The organism is Leminorella grimontii ATCC 33999 = DSM 5078 (assembly GCF_000439085.1).
GTDB lineage: Bacteria > Pseudomonadota > Gammaproteobacteria > Enterobacterales > Enterobacteriaceae > Leminorella > Leminorella grimontii.
The window spans coordinates 633,190-654,452 of the sequence record NZ_AUUA01000001.1; the positions used below are offsets into that span (position 1 = coordinate 633,190).

Here is a 21,263-nt window from a genome sequence, read left to right on the forward strand (position 1 = left end):
TATAGGGTTAACTATGAACTTAACTCATAAATGGAAATTATTTTTATTCGTAGCGGTTAAAGTGAATTAAAAGGTTGAATAAATAACGACCATTGAAAAAAACACCTCCAAATGGTTATAAAAAAACGGTGGTTTTATTAAAAATTTTCCGCATGTTTCACATTCAATTTTCTTTTTCATGAAGCAATTATCACAAAATAAAAATATGGACTAAATATAAAGCTGGTGAATTAAAAAAGTGTTATCAGCTAAATACTAAACCAATATACCACGTTGATGTTGATTTTTAACTACAAATCAGAGTTAATTTCTTAAATTTAAACAACAACCAAACCATTAATCCATTTCATGTGGTTTGCACAATATATTCGATCGTGTTTAAATGCGTGGTGTAGGGATGAATGTCATCAGGAAGGATGCTTATGAACTCGCTTATATACACGCCCTTTATTTTCCTCGAAAAAATAACGTCTTCACTGCTGATAAGCGCGCCTGCTATCAGGTCTTTTCGGATCTTTATGCTCATTTCTTTGTATGGGCAACTGTCGTTTTTTTAGTTTAGACCACCAAGTAGAAACACGCTTTATAATTAAAATGGAGAATAATAATATAATGAAAAAACAATGGAAAAAAGTAATGCCGGTGGTGTTAGGTGGCTCATTCTTTTGTAGTCCATTCATAGAAGCGGCAGAATTAACGAACCAGAACTATACGAGCAGTATTAGCTCTATTACTAGTGGAAATCATACCGTTAGCAACGGCGATGTTACTTTAAACGCCTCAGGATATACCGGGAGCTCGGCCAACCAAAGGGCTATCATCAATACGATGAATGGCGCAGTAAACATTAATATCAATGAAGGCAAGACGTTAACGATAAGAGGCTTCAATAATAATACGTCGAACCAAAGCTCTACGCTGTATGCCTATAAAAACGGTACGCGAAGCGGGATCATGACCTTTACCGGCGGCAACGTCGTAGTAAGCAATGAAGTGACCAACAGCTATTCAAACGTTTATGGCCTGTTTGCTGGAGCTGGCGGCAAGTTTGATTTTAAAAGCGATGGGGATAATAAAATTAACCTTACCGTGTTGATGCCGCAGGCTGGTCTGGTTAACACCCACCGCTGGGGGATAGGCCTTTATAAAGGAGAGCTGGCGTTCGACGGCGGGGACTTCGTTATCCGCGTTGACGGCGATCCGGGCGCTAATTCTATCGATCGGCGAGTCGGTATCGTCGTAGCGGCAGGGAGTAGCGTCGACGTTAACGCCGATCGGATTTATATCGATGCCAACGAGCTGGCGCTTCATTTCGCCGGAACGACCGGTTCCGGCAATCCCACGGCCTATAACGTCGTGAATACCGCAAAATTTGAGGCTGACTCTATCATTTTCAAAGGTAGCCAGGGCATTTTAGCCGGGCTTTCAAGCGACTACTTCGGAACTCGGAACGTTATCGAGTTTACCGGCAAGACGTCAATTGAAGCCATCGTGCGGGGCGATGAGAATAACCTTTTTGGCGAAGTCGGCGGTGGTCGAGCGCTAGACCTTATGGCGACAGATATCACGTTTAACAGTAATGACACCGTTGTCCTGATTGGTGAAAACTTAACGCCTTTGGGGACACGCCCCGGCTACCAGCATGAATATGCCGGATGGATAGACCCCTATTGGTTGAGAACCGTCTCACTGACGGACGAAACCGTTTTAGAGGCTAACGCAGACGTTGCTATAAGCAGCAACGGCGGTTACTACAATACCGGCCTATACGTGTGGGAAAGCCAGGCGCATCTGAACGGAAAAACCAATATCGTTATGAAAAATGGCGTAGACACAACCAGGGCAGTCTATGTCTATGACGGCGGCATTGGCACGAGTAAAGCGGTATTTAGCGATGATTTAGCTATTTCATTAGCGGATACCGAAGCTCGCTATATTGCTGGAATAGAGGCGGCGGCAGGCGGTAAAGTCGACGTAAGAAAGGGACTTATTCTGAATGACAATAGCGACGTCTATTGGTCGCTCTATTCCCGAGGGGCAAACAGTCAGATTGACGTTAACTCATTGGGCGCTGGCGTTGTACAGGTTGTTGGGGATATCGGCGCCATTAACGGCGGTACCATCAACATGACGATGGACAATGCCAACTCCTATTTAACGGCGGCCAGCTATACCTCTACCTCAAGTTCAACCAGCAGGGGCACGGTCAATATGGATATCTCCGATCGCGCCGTTTGGAACATGACGGGGAATTCCTGGGTCACAAGCCTGACGCTGGATCGGGGCCACGTCAACTTTATGGCTCCGAACGACAGCGGAGCGTTTAAAACGCTGACCGTTCACGGTGATTACGTCGGCAGCGGGCTCTTAACCATGAACACGGCATTGGGAGGCGATGACTCCGCCACCGATAAGCTGATTGTAGAGGGAAGTACGACAACCGGCACGACGGGGCTGATTGTCAACAACTACAACGGTACCGGAGCGAAAACGACGAACGGCATCGAAATTATTACCGTTGCCGGTGCGTCAGACGGCATATTTGAATTGAGAAATCGAGTCGTTGCCGGTGCGTATGAATACAGCGTGGCGAAATCGGGCAATAACTGGTATCTGGTCAATACGCTCACTCCTGAGCCAACGCCTGAACCAGAGCCTGGCCCCGATCCGGATCCCGCGCCTGAAGAAAATGAAGACGGCACCAAGGTTATCCGCCCTGAAACCGGCGCCTATATCGCTAACCTGGCCGCGGCAAATACCCTGTTTACGACGCGGCTACACGATCGTTTAGGCGAGACGCAGTATACTGACTACCTGACGGGTGAAGCTAAGGTCACCAGCATGTGGCTGCGTCAGGAAGGTGGCCACAATCGCAGCAGAACGCAGTCCGGTCAAACGAAAACCCAGGCCAATCGCTACGTCGTGCAAATCGGCGGTGACGTTGCCCAATGGAGCAGCAACGGGCTTGACCGTTTCCATCTGGGCGCTATGGCCGGTTATGGCCACGTTCAGGGCAACACCCATGCGAAATACACTGACTACCGCGCCAAAAACAAGGTGGACGGCTATGCGCTGGGCCTGTACGGTACCTGGTACGCCAATCAGGCAGACAAATCCGGGCTGTACGTCGACAGCTGGGTGCAGTACGCCTGGTTTGACAATACCGTTCAGGGCGACGGCCTCGCTCAGGAAAGCTATGACTCTCAGGGTTGGCTGGCCTCGGTTGAAACGGGCTACAGCTTTAAAATGGGAGAAAATGAGCGCGCCAGCTACTGGCTGCAGCCTAAAGCCCAGCTAACCTGGATGGGCGTTCACGCCGATACGCATCGCGAAGTTAACGGCACGAAGGTGACCGGCACCGGCGATAACCTGTCTACACGCTTAGGTTTGCGCGCCTATGCGCAAGGCCACAGTGAAATAGACGATCGCACCGGCCGAGTATTCCAGCCGTTTGTAGAAGCCAACTGGATATACAACAGCAAAAACTTCGGCGTGACGATGAACGATGCTTCCGACTATCAGGCCGGCACTCGCAATATCGGCGAAGTGAAAGTCGGCGTTGAAGGCCACTTAAACAAGAACCTAAACATGTGGGGCAGCGTGGCTCAGCAGTTGGGTGGAGAAGGCTACAGCGACACTCTGGCCATTGTAGGGGTTAAGTACAGCTTCTGATTATCACCGATCGGGTTACCCCAGACGTTTTGGGGTAACCTGAAAAGCACATTTCATAGCGTTCTCCAATCAAGAACGCTACCTTATCAAAGCTTCAATTTTCATCTCTACGCCTGCGTGGCAACGTTAGCGGATTAAAGCACAGCAGCAATAATCGCGGTAACGGAAGGCCTTATGACATCATCTCCAACGTTGGAACGCTCTGCGCTGGTCATTAACGACCGGCAATATCATTTTATCGACTTAACGCAGTTCCTCCCGCTTGAGCGGCTTCAGAAAATACCGTTCAGTCTTCGTATCTTGCTGGAAAACGTCGCTCTGCGTTCTCCTGATATGCTGCCAAGGTTTCTGGAAATGCTTTCCGGCGATGCGCCTAACGGCGAGGTTGAGTTTTATCCCGATCGCCTAATGTTTCACGACACGACGTGCCTTCCCGCACTGGCGGACTTCGCCGCGATGCGCGATCTGACGACCGAGTTGGGTGGTGATGCCAGCACGATTAATCCCCGCATTCCGGCAGTGCTAACCATTGACCATTCGGTCATTGTGGAAAGCTATGCGTCCGCCTCCGCGCTGGAGGACAACATGCGGTTCGATTTTCGCCGCAACGCCGAACGATACCGCTTTATTCGCTGGGCGGAAAAGAGCCTGGACAACTTTCGGGTTATCCCTCCTGGAACCGGGATCATTCATCTGATGAATCTGGAAGCGGTAGCCGACGTCGTTACGGTGGACGCACATGAAAATATACCGCTTCTGCATTCAGACTGCATGGTGGCGACCGACAGCCACACGCCGATGATTAACGCATTGGGCGTGCTGGGATGGGGCGTTGGCGGGCTGGAAGGCCAGGCAGCACTGGTAGGTGAGCCCGTAACGTTGCGTTTCCCTGACGTGATAGGGATTTCCGTTTCTGGCCAGCTGTCGCCGAACGTCAGCGACAGCGATCTGGTTTTGCATATTACCCGTTTACTTCGAGAAACGGGCGTTGTGGGCAAGTTTGTGGAGTTTACCGGTCCGTCGCTGCACGCGATGCCCGTTGAGTCGCGCGCGACGATCGCCAACATGGCGCCGGAATATGGCGCAACGGTGGTGTTCTTTCCATTTGACGAACGCAGCGCAGAATACGTGAACACGACGGGGCGTAGCGAGGAGAAGCAGGCGCTGATCCGCGGCTATATGCAGGCGCAGCGCTTATGGCGCAGTGAAAAAACACCGCAGCCTGAATTCACCCAGCTTATTGAACTGGACTTGTCTGACATCGAGCCCTGCATGGCCGGGCCGTTTAATCCCCATCAGCAGGTGCCATTGAGCGGTGCCGCCAAAAGTTTTGATGACAGCCTGCCGCCAGAGGCCCGCAGCCTTAGTTGGCGCCATGCGGCATACCCAGAACCGATAAGGCAGGGGGCAGTTGCCATCGCCGCCATAACCAGCTGTACAACGACGGCGAATCCTTGGCTGATTGTTCAGGCGGCGCTGTTTGCCCGCAATGCGGCGCGATGTGGCCTCAAACCCAAGCCGTGGGTAAAAACCTCTTTTTCACCCGGTTCGCGTGCAGTAACGGACTATCTTGGCGCTTCGGGGCTGCTGGCCGAATTGGAAAAAGTTGGATTTAACGTAACCGGCTACGGCTGCATGACCTGCATTGGTAGCTCGGGCGCATTACAGCCAGCAATGGAAGAGATGGTGAGTCAGGGCCTTCAGGCCGTTTGCGTACTGTCAGGCAACCGAAATTTCCCGCGCAGAGTGAACCCTTCACTTGGCCATGGTTATCTGACTTCTCCCGCATTGGTCATTGCCTGGGCGCTTGCCGGGCATATGTCAATGGATATCACGAACGTCGCGCTGGGCTATGATGAACAACGACGCCCGGTCACAGTGTGCGACCTGATGCCGGAGCGTGAAGAAGTAGAACGATGGATTAGGCGGGCGATAAAGCGCGATGACTACGTTAAGCGCCGCGACGCCATTTGGCTGGGCACGCCGCACTGGCAGCAAATCGCCGCATCGGGCAGCGAGCGCTACCCGTGGGATGCAGAGTCGACCTATTTGCGCCGGCCTGGCTATCTTGAACGTTTACCTCGGGAGCCGTCCGAACCGCTGTCATTGTCCGGCGCTCGCCCATTTCTTTGGCTTGGCGACGATGTGACAACCGATCATATCTCGCCCGCCGGCGCTATCCCGGCGGCTAGCCCGGCCGGGCAATGGCTGTTGGCCCATCGTGAAGATCCTCAGGATCTCAACCTTTACTCTACGCGGCGAAGCAATCATGAAGTCATGGTGCGTGGGGCATTTACCAATAAGTCGCTGTCTAACCGGCTGCTGCCAGAAGCGCGGCGCGGGGCAGGAGGCTATGCCTGGGATGCTCAGCATCAACAAATACTACCAGCTTATGAAGCCGCGCAGAGCTGGCTGGCGCACGGCATACCATTGGTCATTTTTGCGGGAGAGCGCTACGGTGCGGGTTCAAGCCGCGACTGGGCCGCGAAAGCTCAAGCGTTGATGGGCGTAAAGGCCGTAGTCGCCCAAAGCTTTGAGCGTATCCACCGTACAAATCTCATAGGCATGGGCATTTTGCCGCTGCATATTACCGCCAGCGACGCTGCGCGCTTGCCGGATATGGACGGACGTGAAAATATTGACTTTCTGGGGCTGGAAAAGATACAACCAGGCAGCACATCATTAACGATGCGCATTAGCCGTGACGGCGGACTGCTTGGAGAATTCGCTCTGACGATCGTTCTGGACTCGCAGCAGGAGCTACGCTATCTGTATCATGGCGGCATTCTTCCATACGTTGTCCATCAAACCCTGAAGCGCCGATAACCGAAACGCCGAGCGAGAAACTATGCGATTTGACCTGGTCTCCTTATCCCTCTTTGTTGCCGTAGCACAGGAGCAAAATTTGACCCGCGCGGCGCGCCGAAAGCATACAGCGGTCTCGGCCGTCAGTAAGCGTATCGCAGAGCTGGAACAGCAGGTAGGTACGCCGCTGATGCTGCGTTTGCCTCGAGGAATTGAGTTAACGCCAGCCGGGCACTCATTGCTCTATCATGCGCGCAAAGTGTTCCAAAACCTTGAAAAGATGGAGGAGGAGCTGGGTGATTATGCCGCCGGCATTCGCGGTCATATCCATATCTATACGATCTCTGCCGTGCTGATGAGCAGCCTTCCTCATGCAATAAGCGAGTTTCTTACGCTCTACCCTCAAACCGACGTTGATATTGAGGAGCATACCGGCATTGGCGTCGTTCAAGGGCTGCTTCGGGGGGATGCTGACGTCGGCTTTTTCTCCAACTGGACGCCGGCTGCCGGCATTGAATTCTGGCCATGGCAGTATGACCGGCTGTCCGTTTTGGTCTGGTCGGGCCATCCGCTTGCTGAACGGGCGTCCCTGAAGCTGGAAGACTTTATTAACGAGAAGCTCATCGGCTCTCATCGCGAAAGCGCGGTGAGCCATATTCTAGACAGGCAGGCGCGTCGATTAGGAAAGTCGCTCAATATTGGGCTTCGCGTCAGCAGCTTTGTCTCAATGGCCGATCTGGTTGCCCAACGGCTTGGCATAGCCGTTTTGCCCATCAACGAAACGGCGCCTTTTGCCCTGCATGATGGCGTTCGCGTACTTCCCCTGACGGAGCCCTGGGCAAGGCGGGAATTGCTCGTTGGCGTAAGAAATTTCACCCAGTCATCTCCTTGCGTAAAAACGCTGATTGAGAGCCTTACGCCGTCCCAAACGCGTAAACACAATAAGGGAGAAGAGGAATGCGGCGAACCCCGGAAGCTCACAGACGAGTAGGCCAAATCAGGCGAAGCAAATGCAGGTAGGGCTTGCAGAGGTAATAGATATCCCCGTATCCAACAGCATACCGGTTGTGCTATCAACGTTGAAAACCTGAATATTGTCAGAGTCCTCATTGGCGCTATAAAACGTACGTCCATCCGGTGAGAGCGTGGTAAAACGCGGCGTTTTTCCTCCGCACGGAACCCAGCCGATCGGCGAAAGGCCCCCGTCATACTGACTAATCTCGAACACGGCGATGCTGTCATGCCCACGATTTGCCGCGTAGAGAAAGCGGCCTGACGGATGAACTTCGACTTCGCTTGCATCGTTACGCTGAGTATATCCCTCGGGTAAGGTGCTGAGCGTCTGTTTTAGTGACAGTGTTCCTTTTATAGCGTCAATATCGAATGCCGTCACCGTACCGCTTAGTTCACTAATTCCGTATAACCACCTGCCGTTAGGGTGAAAATCCGCATGGCGGGGCCAGCTTCCGGTCGGAAGTCGAACCTCATCAAGCAGGCATATCTGATTATGCTCCCAGCGGTACAACCGCATCATATCAATACCTTTTCCCGCCGGGCGCCCTTGAGCGGGAACGGCAAAAAGAGGGCCGTCGGGTGCGAAAACGACTTCATGCGGCCGAGACAGCGTCATAGCGGCATGAGTGTGCCCCGGGATTTTGGCATAGTGAACGGGAGGCAGAAGGCCCTCATCGCTTATCGGCAATGCGGCGACGTTGCCGCCTTCATGATTGGCGATAAGCAGCGTATTCATATCCGGAGTCAGCGAGGCGCTAACGGGATTGTTTTTACGGTTGGGATCCAGATCGGGATTTGGATGACGCGGCCCCGTCGTTTGATCATGTAGCCAGCCAAGCAGCCCGGTTGCCGGATCGCGCTTAAAAACGCCAACCCGATCGCCGTCGCCATGCAGCGCATATAAGCGGTTGCGTTTTATATCGATCGTTAGCCACGACGGGTTGTCCTGAATGGACGCAATGCACTGCAGGCGCTCCCATACTCCCGAATCCGTTATTCGAAAAACCTCGATGCCTTTTCCACGCGCCCCGCGCCAGGCGGACGTTCGGCAGCCTACGTAGGCATAAGTTGTCATTGTTGCTCCCGTTTTGGGACTTATTATCGTTTTTGTGGGGATGTAAAAGCAATATTCGATGAATGAATCTCAGCGGGTAGATGGCAAAGAATATAGCGATAGTCCACGCTTTATTCCCGTACCGATAATCTCTTTCAAGGTAATCACGTGCTGTATAATTATTCTAAATTGAATATTTAGCTCAATTAGCAACACAATTGATTTTAATTGAAATTTGATAAACAGAGCAAACCATTGTACATTAACAACATCTTTGTTGAATGATTTTATAATGTTTTTGAAACGGATGTCATCATGCCTATTTGCAAAAAAAACCTAATTTTCATTGGGTTAGTAACCGCTCCATTGGTCAGCAATTCAATTTATGCTGCGCCCCCCCATTATAACAATACCGGGGAAGTTAGCAGCGGCTTATGGGATTGGGAGAATCAAGGAAACGTTATTGGCGGTGGGGACGGGAACAGCGGCGAATTAGTTCTGCAAGGCTCAGCCAGCTACAATAATCCTTTTTTTGTTGGATACAACGGCGGCAATGGTTCTCTGACAATTAAAGACAATGCTGCATTCATTGGCGAGATTACCAGCTTCAACGTAGGGACAGCCACCAGTCAGATAACGCAATCTAATGAAACAAAAGGCGTTTTAAATCTTATCGGCGCCGGTATTGGCCACATTAACGCCAGCGTATTGAAAGTTGGCGATACCTCGGTATACGACAGATATACCCAACGAGATAAAAGCGTTACGGGGATATTAAATATTCTTGATGGCGCCAGCGTAAGCGTTGGTCCGGTTTCCGGTTCGCCGGGAACCTCTATGGGCGGTATTCTTTGGGCTGGAAGCGGAAATACTGCCAACACGGGCATAATTAACGTCAGTGGAAAAAATAGCCAGCTCTATATACGTAATGAAATTATAGAATCCAGCCCTTATGTTGAAGACTATATTGTCGATGGGAATGCCTATTTGGGTTACCTCGGCGATGCCACGGTTAACATATCTGACGGCGGTTCATTGATTACCGGTCGCATGATTGCGTCATTCGCCAGAAGCAGTGACGTTATTGATAATTTAACCAAAACGCCAACGGTTAATATCAACGTTACGGGTTCAGGGAGCAAATTAGGCATTCAAAGCCTATTAGCATTGGCTTCAAGCGATGCCGGCAGCGTTTATAGCATTGATTTTTTCGCACAAACTAAAGGGGTAGGAACCGCCGTTCTAACCGTCGCAGACGGTGCGGAAGTCTATTTCGAAGGCAAAGCGTATATGGATGCGGATGGTTTCGATGTACTGAAGTCAGGGTTATTTCTGGCGGGAGATACAGGGACATCCGCCACTGTAAACCTTAACGCAGGCGGTACGATTTCCATCTCTGACAGCATCCTGTCCCCGACTGAAGACGGGATTGTCGCCGGCGACGGCACATATGACTTTAATCTTAATGGCGGGACGCTTCGCGTTAATTCATGCGAATACTGCGACGATAAGCTGACTACCGCAGTTAATATGAACGTTCTCTCCGAATCGTTCCTGGAAGCTGATGCCGACAAGCAGATGATGCTTAACGGCAATTTGGTGGGCGAGGGCGGGCTGGTCAAAACCGGCGAAGGAAGCGTTATTTTCTCCGGTGAAAATAATTATACCGGCGGAACGCGCGTAGAGGCGGGAGAACTTCGAGCAAACTCCACCAACGCATTTGTTGATAATACGACTTATACGGTCAATGGCGGCCTGCTAAACCTTAACCACCACGACCTTATTATGTCATCACTCTCCGGCGCGGGCGGCGTAGTTGACGTTACGTCTGCGGATCTGACGATAAATCAGAATAATGACAGCTATTTTGCAGGGCAATTTGCTGGCGCAGGAACTATCGCTAAGTCAGGAACGGCTCAATTAGCCCTTAGCGGCGACAGCCGTGACTACAGCGGAATAACCACTGTTTATAGCGGCAACCTTGATTCAACCAACGCTTTAGGCGGGCAGATAATCGTTAAACCGGATGCGCTGCTTTCCGCCAAGGGCTATTTGGGGGAGACAACGGCAACCTCTGGCGGCAGCCTTTTGGTCGGAAGCCTGTATCACGCCAATCAGCCGAGCTTATCGACTCTGACCATTGATGGCCGCTTCAGCAATCAGGGCAATACCTATATAGGTAGAGTCAACAACAGCGACGGGGCGCTGGTAGGAAACCGGCTTGTGGTTAACGGCGACTATCAGGGCGGCGGTTCACTTCATTTTAATACCGTTGCCGGCGATGATAATTCCGTCACTGACCACATGACGATAATGGGTAATACCTCGGGAGAAACCAGCGTTTACGTCACTAACGTCGGCGGTATGGGGGATTACACAGAGAAAGGCATTGAGTTGATTAACGTCCGCGGCCAATCGGACGGGGCTTTCCGCCAAGCGGGGCGCATTACCGCCGGAGCGTATGAGTATTTCCTCAATAGAGGAAATGAAGAAAAGGGTACTGACAGTAACAATTGGTACCTGACTAACTATCGACCAAATCCAATTCCAACGCCTTCTGAACCCGATCCTGAACCAACGATCAGGCCTGAGGCCGGAGGCTATATTCACAATATCGCCTCGTCTAACATGCTTTTTGTTCATCGCTTACACGATCGCCTGGGTGAAACCTACTATACCGATGCGCTTACTGGCGAAGAAAAGGTCACCAGCATGTGGATGCGTAACGTTGGCGGACATACCCGTTCAAGAGACAGCAGCGGGCAGCTCAAAAGCCAGACTAATCGCTACATTCTGCACTTAGGCGGCGACGTTGCCCAGTGGAGCAACGACGGTCAGGACCGTTGGCATATCGGCGTTATGGGTGGCTATGCCAACAGCCGCAGCAATACGCGCTCATCGATAACGTATTATAGAGCCGATAGTTCCGTAGATGGTTACAGCCTTGGCGGCTATGGCACCTGGCAACAGAATGAAGGCGAAAACACGGGGGCCTATGTGGATACCTGGGCCTTGTATAGCTGGTTCGATAACCAGGTTCAAGGGCAGGGCCTGGCGACGGAATCCTATAAGTCTAAAGGTATTACGGCCTCTATTGAAACGGGTTATACCTTTAAAACCGGCGAATATAAAGACAGTAAAGATGAAACCAACGAGTGGTTTGTACAACCTCAGGCACAGCTAGTCTGGATGGGCATCAAGGCCGATTCGTTCACCGAGGCTAACGGCACGCGTATTCACAGCAAAGGCGCGGGGAATATTCAAACTCGTTTGGGCGTTCGCACTTTTGTTAAAGGGCATCATCAGTCTGATGAAGGCAAAGGACGCGAATTCGAGCCGTTTGTCGAAGCCAACTGGATACACAACACTAAAAAATTCAGTACGGAAATGGGAAATAAGCGAGTTACGCAGGCTGGCACAGATAACATCGCCGAACTTAAGCTGGGCGTTGAAGGCCAGATAAATCCTAATTTCAATCTGTGGGGGAACGTCGGCGTGCAGGTTGGCGACAGCGGATACAGCGATGCGGCGTTCATGCTGGGCATCAAATATAACTTTGGGCAATCTTCGAGGAAATGACGTAGTCAATTGTTCATAGCGTAATGAAAATTGCCGGGGTGTTTTGCGGCAACAAAGCGGCTTTCTTTGAAGGCCGCTTATTTCATTACTGCAGCACGAAAAAAGCTCGTGGATAAAACGGATGGCCTGAAGCAACAAACAAAAGGGTAATGGTGAATAAAATCTAAAGCTATCGGCATATAGCTTATTTAACATAATATACATTATGCGAACCAAGGTATCGGAATTTGCAATCTGGGATTCTGCTTGATGACTTATGCTGTTCAACGGCTCTGCGTGTGCCGGCTAAAGGCTGTCAAAAACCTTCAACGAACATCTGACAGCTGTAATGTCCGTTTTGGGTTAAGTGATGCCCGCCATGTATAATCACTACGAAGGCTCACGCTGCAGAGTTATTTACTTAACCGACTCAAAATCATTCAGGATTTTGCCGACCGGCATATGACCTCGCTATCAAGGAGTGTTATGGATCATATTCAACGGGAAACGCCTTGTCCGGGTCTGCGATTAAATTCAAGTCTACAAGTCTGGAAAGAAATGCATACCCTTTTACCATTCTCACCCGATCCCGTTGTGACTCATGGCGACGTCTCACTTGATAACCTTATTTTTGATAAAGGCATACTAATGGGTTGTATTGATGTTGGGCGAGTTGGACTTGCAGATCGGTATCAGGATCTTGCTATCCTCTGGAACTGTCTCGGGGAATTTTCACCTTTATTACAGAAACGGCTTTTTCAAAAATATGGCATTGATAATCCTGATATGAAGAAATTGCAGTTTCATTTGATGCTTGATGAGTTTTTCTAACCTGTAATCTCTCCAAATATCTTTGAGTATTAACACGTTATTTTTCCTGATATGTTCTATTGTTTATAGACTTATGAAATCATTTTTAGTGACACCGTCACCTTTATTGTCTGATATCATCTACAACTGGAGCGTCTCTTATGGCTAAAACGGCGAAACAGCTGCGTTACCTTCGCGCCCGGCCTGAAGACTATCCCGCCATTTTGGAGATAGCCGAGCCCTTTTACCCCGACGTCAACAATCACGACGGTCAGAAAGGCTTTCTCGACAGGCGTTTCAGCGCGCCGATGCTGGATGCGATCAATACGCGATTGGGGCTGTTAGTGGCAAAGGATGAAAATCACGTTGTTCTCGGCTTTTTGGGCCTTTCGCCCTTTTCTTTCGATTCCCCTTCGCCGGTCGTCGAGGCGATGGTCAAGGCGCTGCAACCCTGTTCGGCTCCGGCCCCCTTTATCTTTGGCCCCGTTTGCGTAGCGGAAAACGCCGGCGGCTTAGGGATTTTTAAAGGGCTTTATGCCGCCATGTGGCGTTTCCTGCCGGCATCGGAGTATCAAACCGGATTCGCTTTTATTAATGAAGGAAATCAGCGCTCTCTCAATGCCCATCTTATCAGATTGGGGGCAACGAAAGTCGGCTCGTTTCTGTTCGACGGTGAGCGCTATATCACCGTGAGCTACGCCAGATCGAAATAATAATAGGCTATTCCTGCCATAGATGGATACTATCAACGGCAATAGCTATTAGAATCAATACGATCTCTTTTTTATATACAATTAGACAGCATAACCAATACTATTTTGCTATAAGTAGTCATAACAATTAACTGATAAACTTCTTTTCATACCGCTTTTGGCGATTACCTTTTGAACAATAAAAACTTTTCTGAGGTTGGGAATGAATATACCACTAACGATTAACGTGCTCGTTTTCGTAGCACTTCTGGTACTGCTGGCGCAAACCCGCCGCACGCAGTGGAGCCTGGCCAAAAAAGTGCTGGTCGGCCTGATCGTCGGCGTTCTGTTTGGTTTAGGCCTTCAGTTCGTATACGGCGTCGACAGCCCGGTTTTAAAAGAGTCCATCTCATGGTTTAACATCGTCGGCAACGGCTATGTCCAACTGCTGCAGATGATCGTGATGCCGCTGGTGTTTGTTTCCATCCTCAGCGCCGTCGCCAAGCTGCATAACGCCTCTTCGCTCGGTAAAATCAGCTTCTTAACTATCGGCATTCTGCTGTTTACCACCATGATCGCGGCCTTTATCGGTATTATGATCACGCTGGCATTTGGCCTGACGGCGGAAGGCCTGGTGCAGGGCGCGCAGGAGACGGCTCGCCTGGGAGCGATTGAATCCAACTATATAGGGAAAGTGGCCAACCTGACCACGCCTCAGCTGATCCTCTCCTTTATACCCAAGAACCCGTTTGCCGATCTGACCGGCGCGAACCCAACGTCAATCATCAGCGTCGTTATCTTCGCCGCATTCCTGGGCGTCGCGTCTCTTCAACTGCTTAAGGATGACGAAGCTAAAGGACAGCGCGTGCTGACGGCTATCGATACGCTGCAGTCCTGGGTTATGAAGCTGGTTCGCCTGGTTATCAAACTGACCCCGTACGGCGTACTGGCGCTGATGACCAAGGTCGTAGCCTCTTCGAACGTACAGGACTTGATTAAGCTTGGTAGCTTCATCGTGGCCTCCTACATCGCGCTGGCGCTGATGTTTGTGGTTCACGGCATCCTGTTGAGCTTCACAGGCATTAACCCGCTGAAGTTTTTCCGCAAGGTGCTGCCGGTGCTGACCTTTGCCTTTACCAGCCGCTCAAGCGCGGCCAGTATTCCGATGAACGTAGAGGCGCAAACCCGCCGCCTCGGCGTCCCGGAGACAATTGCCAGCTTCTCGGCTTCGTTCGGGGCGACGATTGGGCAAAACGGCTGTGCCGGCATTTATCCCGCCATGCTGGCGGTGATGGTGGCGCCAACCGTCGGCATCAACCCGTTCGATCCAATGTGGATCCTGACGCTGGTCGCTATCGTTACCGTAAGCTCTGCGGGCGTCGCCGGCGTGGGCGGTGGCGCAACGTTCGCTGCGCTTATCGTACTGCCGACGATGGGGCTGCCGGTAACGCTGGTCGCACTGCTGATTTCCGTTGAGCCGCTTATTGATATGGGCCGCACGGCGCTTAACGTCAACGGCGCCATGACGGCGGGTACAATAACAAGCCAGATTTTAGGGCAGACGGATAAGGCAGTGCTTGACTCTGAGGACGACGGCGAATTAGCCCACCGCTAAGCGCTCTTCTGTTCATATGTAAAGAAATGCAGCCATCTCCGGGCTGCATTTTTTCATTTCATTACTCACTTCTTCACCAAAAAAACACACGACTTTGCTAGTCTTAAAACATATCGGCAAATCGTAAACCAAGGAGCCCTGTAATGAATAAACCGCTGATGATGGCCGTTGCCGCCCTGTTCTCTGTCGCTCCGCTGGCCGCGTTGGCCAACAACTGTGAAGAGATAAAGGCCGACATTTCACAAAAAATTATTAATAACGGCGTTCCGGAATCCAGCTTTACCTTGTCAACTCAGCCCGTTGGTCAGGACGTATCCGCAGACGCTAAAGTCGTTGGCACCTGCGGCGGTGGCCAACAGCAAATTATCTATAGCCGCGTAAGCGGTTCCGCTGCTGCAGACGCGGTGCAAACGCCTAAGGTTGAAGACACGGAACACCCGGACCTTCAGCCCCAAACCGAACCTAAAACCGAATCCCAAACCCAGCCTTGACGGTGTATGAGTATGGGTTCTTTATGTACTCAGAAGTTAGCTGCACCCTCACGTGTGACGTTGTCACTAAAATTGTGTAAAAAAAGTTAAATTGGCTATAGCCCTTGTTCTACAAGGGCTGTCGCTCTATTCCCTCCCCATTCCCATAAAATTTATCCCCCCCATAATTTGGAAATCCGCTTGGTATGATGTTATACCTTAAAACGTACGATAAGCCTTGGAAATGCTGTTTCCAGAGGACTTATTGATATTTTTTGCTAGATACATCCGCGTTTTTCCATGTTTAAACCAATTTCGCTAGCGCAGCGACCGTCTGAATCAGCGAATTGATTTTGTCCAAGAGCTCTGTCAGCTCACATCGTTTTCTCCTGGGGACTATATGCATAACAACTGGCATAAATCGGCGTTAATAAAACGCTTAATTTTGGGGGGGCTGCTGTTTATCGTCGTCATTGCTTTTATTGCCTATGGCATCGGCATCGACGCGCTTAAACAGCATAAAGAAGATCTGTTCTATTTAGGCCATCAACACCTTTATTTGGTCGCCTGTTCTATGCTTCTGGCGCTTGTCGTCGGATTGCCCAGCGGCGTGCTTTTAAGTCGACGCTTTGCAAGGCGCTGGGCTGAACCCGCCATGCAGATTTTCAACGTGGGCAACACGCTGCCGCCTCTTGCCGTGCTGGCATTGGCGATGGTCGTCGTAGGCATCGGCGATAAGCCCGCCATTTTTGCCCTGTTTTTGGCTTCTCTTTTACCTATCGTCCGCAATACCTATTCCGGATTGAAGGCAATTCCCCCTTCATTAATTGAGGCCGCCGACAGCATCGGCATGACGCCGCTACAAAGATTAATGAAAGTGGAATTGCCCAATGCGCTGCCGGTCATCATGACGGGAGTCCGCATTGCGGCCGCCATTAACGTAGGTACTGTACCGCTGACGTTCCTTATTGGCGCCAGCAGCTACGGCGAGCTGATCTTCCCCGGTATTTATCTGAACGACGCGACGCTTCTCTTTCTGGGCGCCACGGCAACGGCCGTTGTAGCCCTGCTGCTGGACACCGCCCTTGCCGCACTGAGCTATTTGCTTAGCCCACAGCTGGCCAGATAAACAACTTAACGGGATACCTATGTCTATATTCAAAAAGCGACTCATCAATAAACTACGAGCGCGTTGGCAGCGCGCCGCCTCGGTCGGCACACTGTGCGCCGGGCTGCTTTGCAGCGCCGCCGCTTGCGCGGAGCCTTTGGTACTTGCCAGTAAAAACTTTACCGAACAGCACATATTGTCAGCTATCACCGTTCAATATTTGGCGACTAAAGGAATTGAAGTAACGCCTAAAACCGATCTGGCATCAACCATCATTCGTTCGGCGATGTTGAACAAGCAGGTAGATATGGCTTGGGAGTACACCGGCACGTCGCTCATCGTCTATAACCAGATCAAAAAGCCGATGACGCCGGAAAAAACCTACCAGACGGTTAAAGAGCTGGACGGAAAAAAAGGCATCGTTTGGCTTGAACCGGCCAAAATGAACAACACCTACGCCTTCGCCATGCAAAAGACGCGAGCGGAGAAAGAGAATATTCATACGCTCTCTCAGCTGGTTGAACGCCTCAATCAAATGCAAAACGGCGACCAAAAGCGGCTTTGGATGATGGGTTTCGACCCCGAATTTGTAAACCGCTCTGACGGCCTGGCGCCAATGCAGCAAGCGTATGGCCTGAAGCTGGAGCGCCCGCAGATCCGCCAAATGGACTCAGGGCTGGTATATAACGCCATTCGCGACGGCTTTGTTGACGTCGGGCTGATTTATACCACCGATGGCCGCGTCAAGGGGTTCAATCTGCAGGTGCTGGAAGACGATAAGGGCTTCTTTCCAAGTTACGCCGTCACTCCTATCGTCAGGAGTGACATACTCGAGCGCACGCCGGGGCTTGCCGATGCGCTCAATACCCTGTCGCGCCTGTTGAACAACGACGTTATTTCAGCGTTAAACGCCAAAGTGGATATTGAACACCAGTCCGCTGAGCGCGTAGCAACGCAGTTTTTGAAAGACAACGGACTGCTTTAAGGAGGCGCTAAGTGGAAACTCTACAGTATATGTGGCAAGACGCAGGCTATATCGCCACCCTTACAGGCCAGCACCTGCTGCTGGTCAGCCTGGCCGTAGGCATGGCGATTGTCATTGGCGTGCCTCTGGGCGTGCTGATCGTAAAACATAAATGGCTTGCCGCGCCGGTTTTAAGCTTGGCGACCGTGGTGCTGACGATCCCTTCCATCGCCCTTTTTGGCCTGATGATCCCACTATTTTCCATGGTAGGCCAAGGCATTGGCGCGGTCCCTGCCGTAACGGCCGTCTTTCTCTACTCGCTGCTGCCCATCGTGCGCAACACGCACATCGCGCTCAGCAACCTGCCGGCGGGCCTGCGTGAGGCGGGTCGAGGCATCGGCATGACCTTTTGGCAGCGTTTGCTCTGGGTTGAAATCCCCATGGCGCTGCCGGTGATTTTTGGCGGCGTCAGAACCGCCGTTGTGATGAATATCGGCGTTATGGCCATTGCCGCCGTCATCGGCGCAGGTGGATTAGGCCTGCTGCTGCTGCACGGCATTAGCCGAAGCGACCCTCGTTTGCTGATTGCCGGCGCCGTCATGATTAGCCTGTTGGCTATCGCGATGGACTGGTTGCTGCACCGCTTACAGATTGCCCTGACGCCTAAAGGAGTTCGATAAATGATTAAATTAGAAAATCTGACCAAAGAGTTTAAGCAAAAGAACGGCCAGACCTTCAAGGCCGTCAACGACGTCAATCTGCACGTTCCTGAAGGCGAAATGTGCGTCCTGCTCGGCCCTTCCGGCTGCGGCAAAACTACGACGCTAAAAATGGTAAACCGTCTGATTCGCCCCAGCGGCGGCCGCATTCTTATCAACGGCGAAGACACCGCCAATATGGATACCGTCACCCTGCGCCGTAAAATCGGCTACGTCATTCAGCAAATTGGCCTGTTTCCCAACATGACGATTGAAGAGAATATCACCGTCGTTCCCCGCATGCTGGGCTGGGACAAGAAGGCCTGCAAAGAGCGCGCTGCCGAGCTGATGAATATGGTCGCCCTGGACCCTAACCGCTTCTTGAAGCGCTACCCGAAAGAGATGTCCGGCGGTCAGCAGCAGCGCATCGGCGTTATTCGCGCCCTGGCCGCGGATCCGCCGGTTCTGCTGATGGATGAGCCGTTTGGCGCGGTAGACCCCATCAACCGCGAGTCCATTCAAAACGAATTCCAGGAGATGCAGCGCAAGCTGAAAAAGACCGTCATGCTGGTAAGCCACGATATTGATGAGGCCCTGAAGCTGGGCGACCGCATCGCCATCTTCCGTAAAGGACAGATCGTGCAGTGTGCGACGCCGGACGAGCTGTTGGCCAAGCCGTCCGACGAGTTTGTCGGTTCCTTCGTTGGTCAGGACCGCACCCTCAAGCGCCTGCTGTTGGTGCAGGCCGGAGACGTGACCGATATGCAGGAGACGTTGACCGTTCGCCGCTCAACGCCGCTGAGCGAAGCGTTTGCCGTCATGGACGATAACGATATGCGTTCTATCGTGGTGGTTAACGACGATGAGAAGCCGCTTGGATTTGTAAAGCGTCGGGAGGCCCGCGGCGCTGACGGCGTTTGCGGTGAATTGACGCACCCGATCACCATAACCGCCCGAGCGGAAGACAATCTGCGAGTCGTGCTGTCTAAACTTTATGAGCACAACCTGGTGTGGATGCCGATCGTGGACGAACAGGGACGCTACAGCGGCGAAATATCGCAGGACTATATTGCCGACTACCTGAGTTCGGGCCGTACGCGGCGCAAGATTTCAGCGCAATAACGTGACACGGTCACTCACAATGTTAAAACGGCGCCATTCGGCGCCGTTATCTTATATAGGGAAATATAGAAAGCGTACTGAATAATCAGGAGGCCTTGGTCACTTTCAGAGCGTTAAAGCTTTGCGTTACCGGCATGAGCTCAATGCGGTTAACGTTCATGTGGGCCGGCAGCGTCGCTATCCAGAATACGCTCTCCGCAATGTCGTCCGCCGTCAGCGGATTAGCGCCGTCGTACAGGCTTGCCGCCTTTTCGTCATCACCTTTAAAGCGCACGTTGGAGAACTCAGTCGTCCCACAAAGGCCCGGCTCTACGTCAGTTACTCGGATAGCCGTGCCGGACAGGTCGGCGCGCAGGTTGAGGCTAAACTGCTTAACGAAGGCTTTGGTCGCCCCGTAAACGTTGCCGCCGGGATACGGATAGGTGCCGGCGATTGAGCCCAGGTTGATAACGTGGCCGCGATTGCGTTCGACCATCTGCGGCAGAATGGCGTGAGTTACAGACGCCAGGCCGATAACGTTCGTATTGATCATGGTAGTCCAGTCCTGAAACTGCGCCTGATGCGCTGGCTCTAAGCCTAAAGCAAGGCCAGCGTTGTTCACCAATAGATCGATTTCTTTGAAATCGCTCGGCAGGTTTTTCAGAACGTCCAGCAGTTTTTCGCGATCGCACACATCCAGCTCCACCGGCAGGAAGCGCTCCCCCAACTCGCTTTTAAGCTGCTGCAGGCGATCGAGGCGGCGGGCCGCGCCGATGACTCGGTGCCCTTCTTTAACAAATCGCCTAACGATGGCTTGACCAAACCCGGCGGACGCACCGGTTACGAAAACAATCATGGCATCTCCTTTTTAATCGGTTGAACGCACTGCTTAAAGGCAAAAGCGGTGGCTGTCTGAGCGTATCACAATAATTCGGCGGGCACACGGCGCGCTACTCGCAGCAAATAAGATCCAGATTAATATAGCCGCTAAGATCGCGCTCTTCCGGGCGAGCAAGATAAGGCAATTCGCCGATACAGGGCGCAGAGATATTCTGTTTAAGCGCCGCGATCGTTTCTGCATAGTAGGCCATGCCTGGGTTGATGCGGTTTGCGACCCATCCCGCAATGGTCAATCCGTCGCGCATAATGGCTTCAGCCGTTAAAATTGCGTGGTTGACGCAGCCCTGCTGGATGCCGACCACCAAAATAACCGGCATTTTTTCTTCAATCACCCATTCGGACAGCGGGCGCATGCCGTTGAGTAAAAAGCGCCAACCGCCAATGCCCTCGACGATAACGCAGTTGCTCTGCGACTGGAGTCGGCTTAACCCACGCGACAGGCTTTCATAATCCAGAGGGCTTTCGCCATAGGTCAGTGCGGCATGGTGTTCAATAATAACGGGATTAACGTCTCGATAGGTGACGGCTACGGACGAGGAAGACTGAAGCACCAACGCATCGTGGTTTCGCATCCCTTCATCCGTTTCATGAGAAGCGATGGCGATGGGCTTGTAGCCAGCAACGCTCTTCCCTCGCTTAATAAAGGCCTGCAGCAGGGCGCGTGAAACCACGGTTTTACCGACTTCGGTACACGTCCCCGTTACAAAAAATCGATTTGGCATAAAGGTATTTGCTCCAGAACCTTCAATAAAAAGAACAGCATCTGTAGAACGGGCGGAAAAGCGCCGTTAAGCGTTTACAG

Annotated in this window: 15 protein-coding genes; 12 read left to right on the forward strand and 3 right to left on the reverse strand. The window is 51.7% G+C overall.

Annotated elements, in window-relative coordinates:
• Positions 1 to 828 precede the first annotated feature (828 nt).
• From G544_RS21245 to G544_RS0102905, 3 genes are all read left to right on the forward strand, one after another.
• A complete protein-coding gene (locus tag G544_RS21245; RefSeq protein WP_051155544.1) occupies positions 829 to 3,672 on the forward strand; it encodes an autotransporter outer membrane beta-barrel domain-containing protein in 2,844 nt (947 codons plus the stop codon).
• Positions 3,673 to 3,846: 174 nt separating this feature from the next.
• A complete protein-coding gene (gene acnA / locus G544_RS0102900; RefSeq protein WP_027273192.1) occupies positions 3,847 to 6,498 on the forward strand; it encodes an aconitate hydratase in 2,652 nt (883 codons plus the stop codon).
• A 22-nt stretch (positions 6,499 to 6,520) separates the two neighbouring features.
• Positions 6,521 to 7,468 carry a LysR family transcriptional regulator gene (locus G544_RS0102905; RefSeq protein ID WP_027273193.1) on the forward strand — a complete coding sequence of 316 codons (948 nt, stop codon included), beginning with the start codon at positions 6,521 to 6,523 and terminating at the stop codon, positions 7,466 to 7,468.
• Positions 7,469 to 7,474: 6 nt separating this feature from the next.
• Here G544_RS0102905 and G544_RS0102910 read toward each other — a convergent pair whose 3' ends face one another.
• Positions 7,475 to 8,566 (reverse strand): lactonase family protein, encoded by a 1,092-nt coding sequence (locus G544_RS0102910; protein ID WP_027273194.1) that lies wholly within the window; start codon positions 8,564 to 8,566, stop codon positions 7,475 to 7,477.
• 294 nt (positions 8,567 to 8,860) lie between these two features.
• Here G544_RS0102910 and G544_RS0102915 point away from each other — a divergent pair, with 294 nt between their 5' ends.
• The 9 genes from G544_RS0102915 to osmV all read left to right on the forward strand — a co-directional run bounded on the left by G544_RS0102915 (position 8,861) and on the right by osmV (position 19,582).
• Positions 8,861 to 12,124: an autotransporter outer membrane beta-barrel domain-containing protein gene (locus G544_RS0102915; protein ID WP_134389041.1), complete on the forward strand. Its 3,264-nt coding sequence runs from the start codon at positions 8,861 to 8,863 to the stop codon at positions 12,122 to 12,124.
• Positions 12,125 to 12,565: 441 nt separating this feature from the next.
• A complete protein-coding gene (locus G544_RS19830; protein ID WP_338043195.1) occupies positions 12,566 to 12,934 on the forward strand; it encodes a phosphotransferase in 369 nt (122 codons plus the stop codon).
• Positions 12,935 to 13,074: 140 nt separating this feature from the next.
• On the forward strand, positions 13,075 to 13,626 hold the full coding sequence (locus G544_RS19835) for a GNAT family N-acetyltransferase (protein WP_051155545.1): 552 nt from the start codon (positions 13,075 to 13,077) through the stop codon (positions 13,624 to 13,626).
• 202 nt (positions 13,627 to 13,828) lie between these two features.
• Positions 13,829 to 15,220, forward strand: coding sequence for an L-cystine transporter (locus G544_RS0102930; RefSeq protein WP_027273196.1), 1,392 nt, complete (start codon positions 13,829 to 13,831; stop codon positions 15,218 to 15,220).
• 143 nt (positions 15,221 to 15,363) lie between these two features.
• Entirely contained in the window at positions 15,364 to 15,711 is a 348-nt protein-coding gene (locus tag G544_RS19840) for a DUF1161 domain-containing protein (RefSeq protein ID WP_051155546.1), read from the forward strand.
• A gap of 379 nt (positions 15,712 to 16,090) precedes the next feature.
• Entirely contained in the window at positions 16,091 to 16,819 is a 729-nt protein-coding gene (locus tag G544_RS0102940) for an ABC transporter permease (protein WP_027273197.1), read from the forward strand.
• A gap of 19 nt (positions 16,820 to 16,838) precedes the next feature.
• Positions 16,839 to 17,783, forward strand: a complete 945-nt coding sequence (locus G544_RS0102945; RefSeq protein ID WP_081650725.1) for a glycine betaine ABC transporter substrate-binding protein — start codon at positions 16,839 to 16,841, stop codon at positions 17,781 to 17,783.
• 29 nt (positions 17,784 to 17,812) lie between these two features.
• Positions 17,813 to 18,442 (forward strand): osmoprotectant ABC transporter permease OsmW, encoded by a 630-nt coding sequence (osmW, locus tag G544_RS0102950; protein WP_373876148.1) that lies wholly within the window; start codon positions 17,813 to 17,815, stop codon positions 18,440 to 18,442.
• Positions 18,443 to 19,582, forward strand: coding sequence for an osmoprotectant ABC transporter ATP-binding protein OsmV (gene osmV, locus G544_RS0102955; RefSeq protein ID WP_027273200.1), 1,140 nt, complete (start codon positions 18,443 to 18,445; stop codon positions 19,580 to 19,582).
• An 85-nt stretch (positions 19,583 to 19,667) separates the two neighbouring features.
• Here osmV and G544_RS0102960 read toward each other — a convergent pair whose 3' ends face one another.
• Positions 19,668 to 20,417 (reverse strand): SDR family NAD(P)-dependent oxidoreductase, encoded by a 750-nt coding sequence (locus tag G544_RS0102960; protein WP_027273201.1) that lies wholly within the window; start codon positions 20,415 to 20,417, stop codon positions 19,668 to 19,670.
• Between the two features lie 94 nt (positions 20,418 to 20,511).
• On the reverse strand, positions 20,512 to 21,183 hold the full coding sequence (bioD, locus tag G544_RS0102965; protein ID WP_027273202.1) for a dethiobiotin synthase: 672 nt from the start codon (positions 21,181 to 21,183) through the stop codon (positions 20,512 to 20,514).
• Between the last annotated feature and the right edge of the window lie 80 nt (positions 21,184 to 21,263).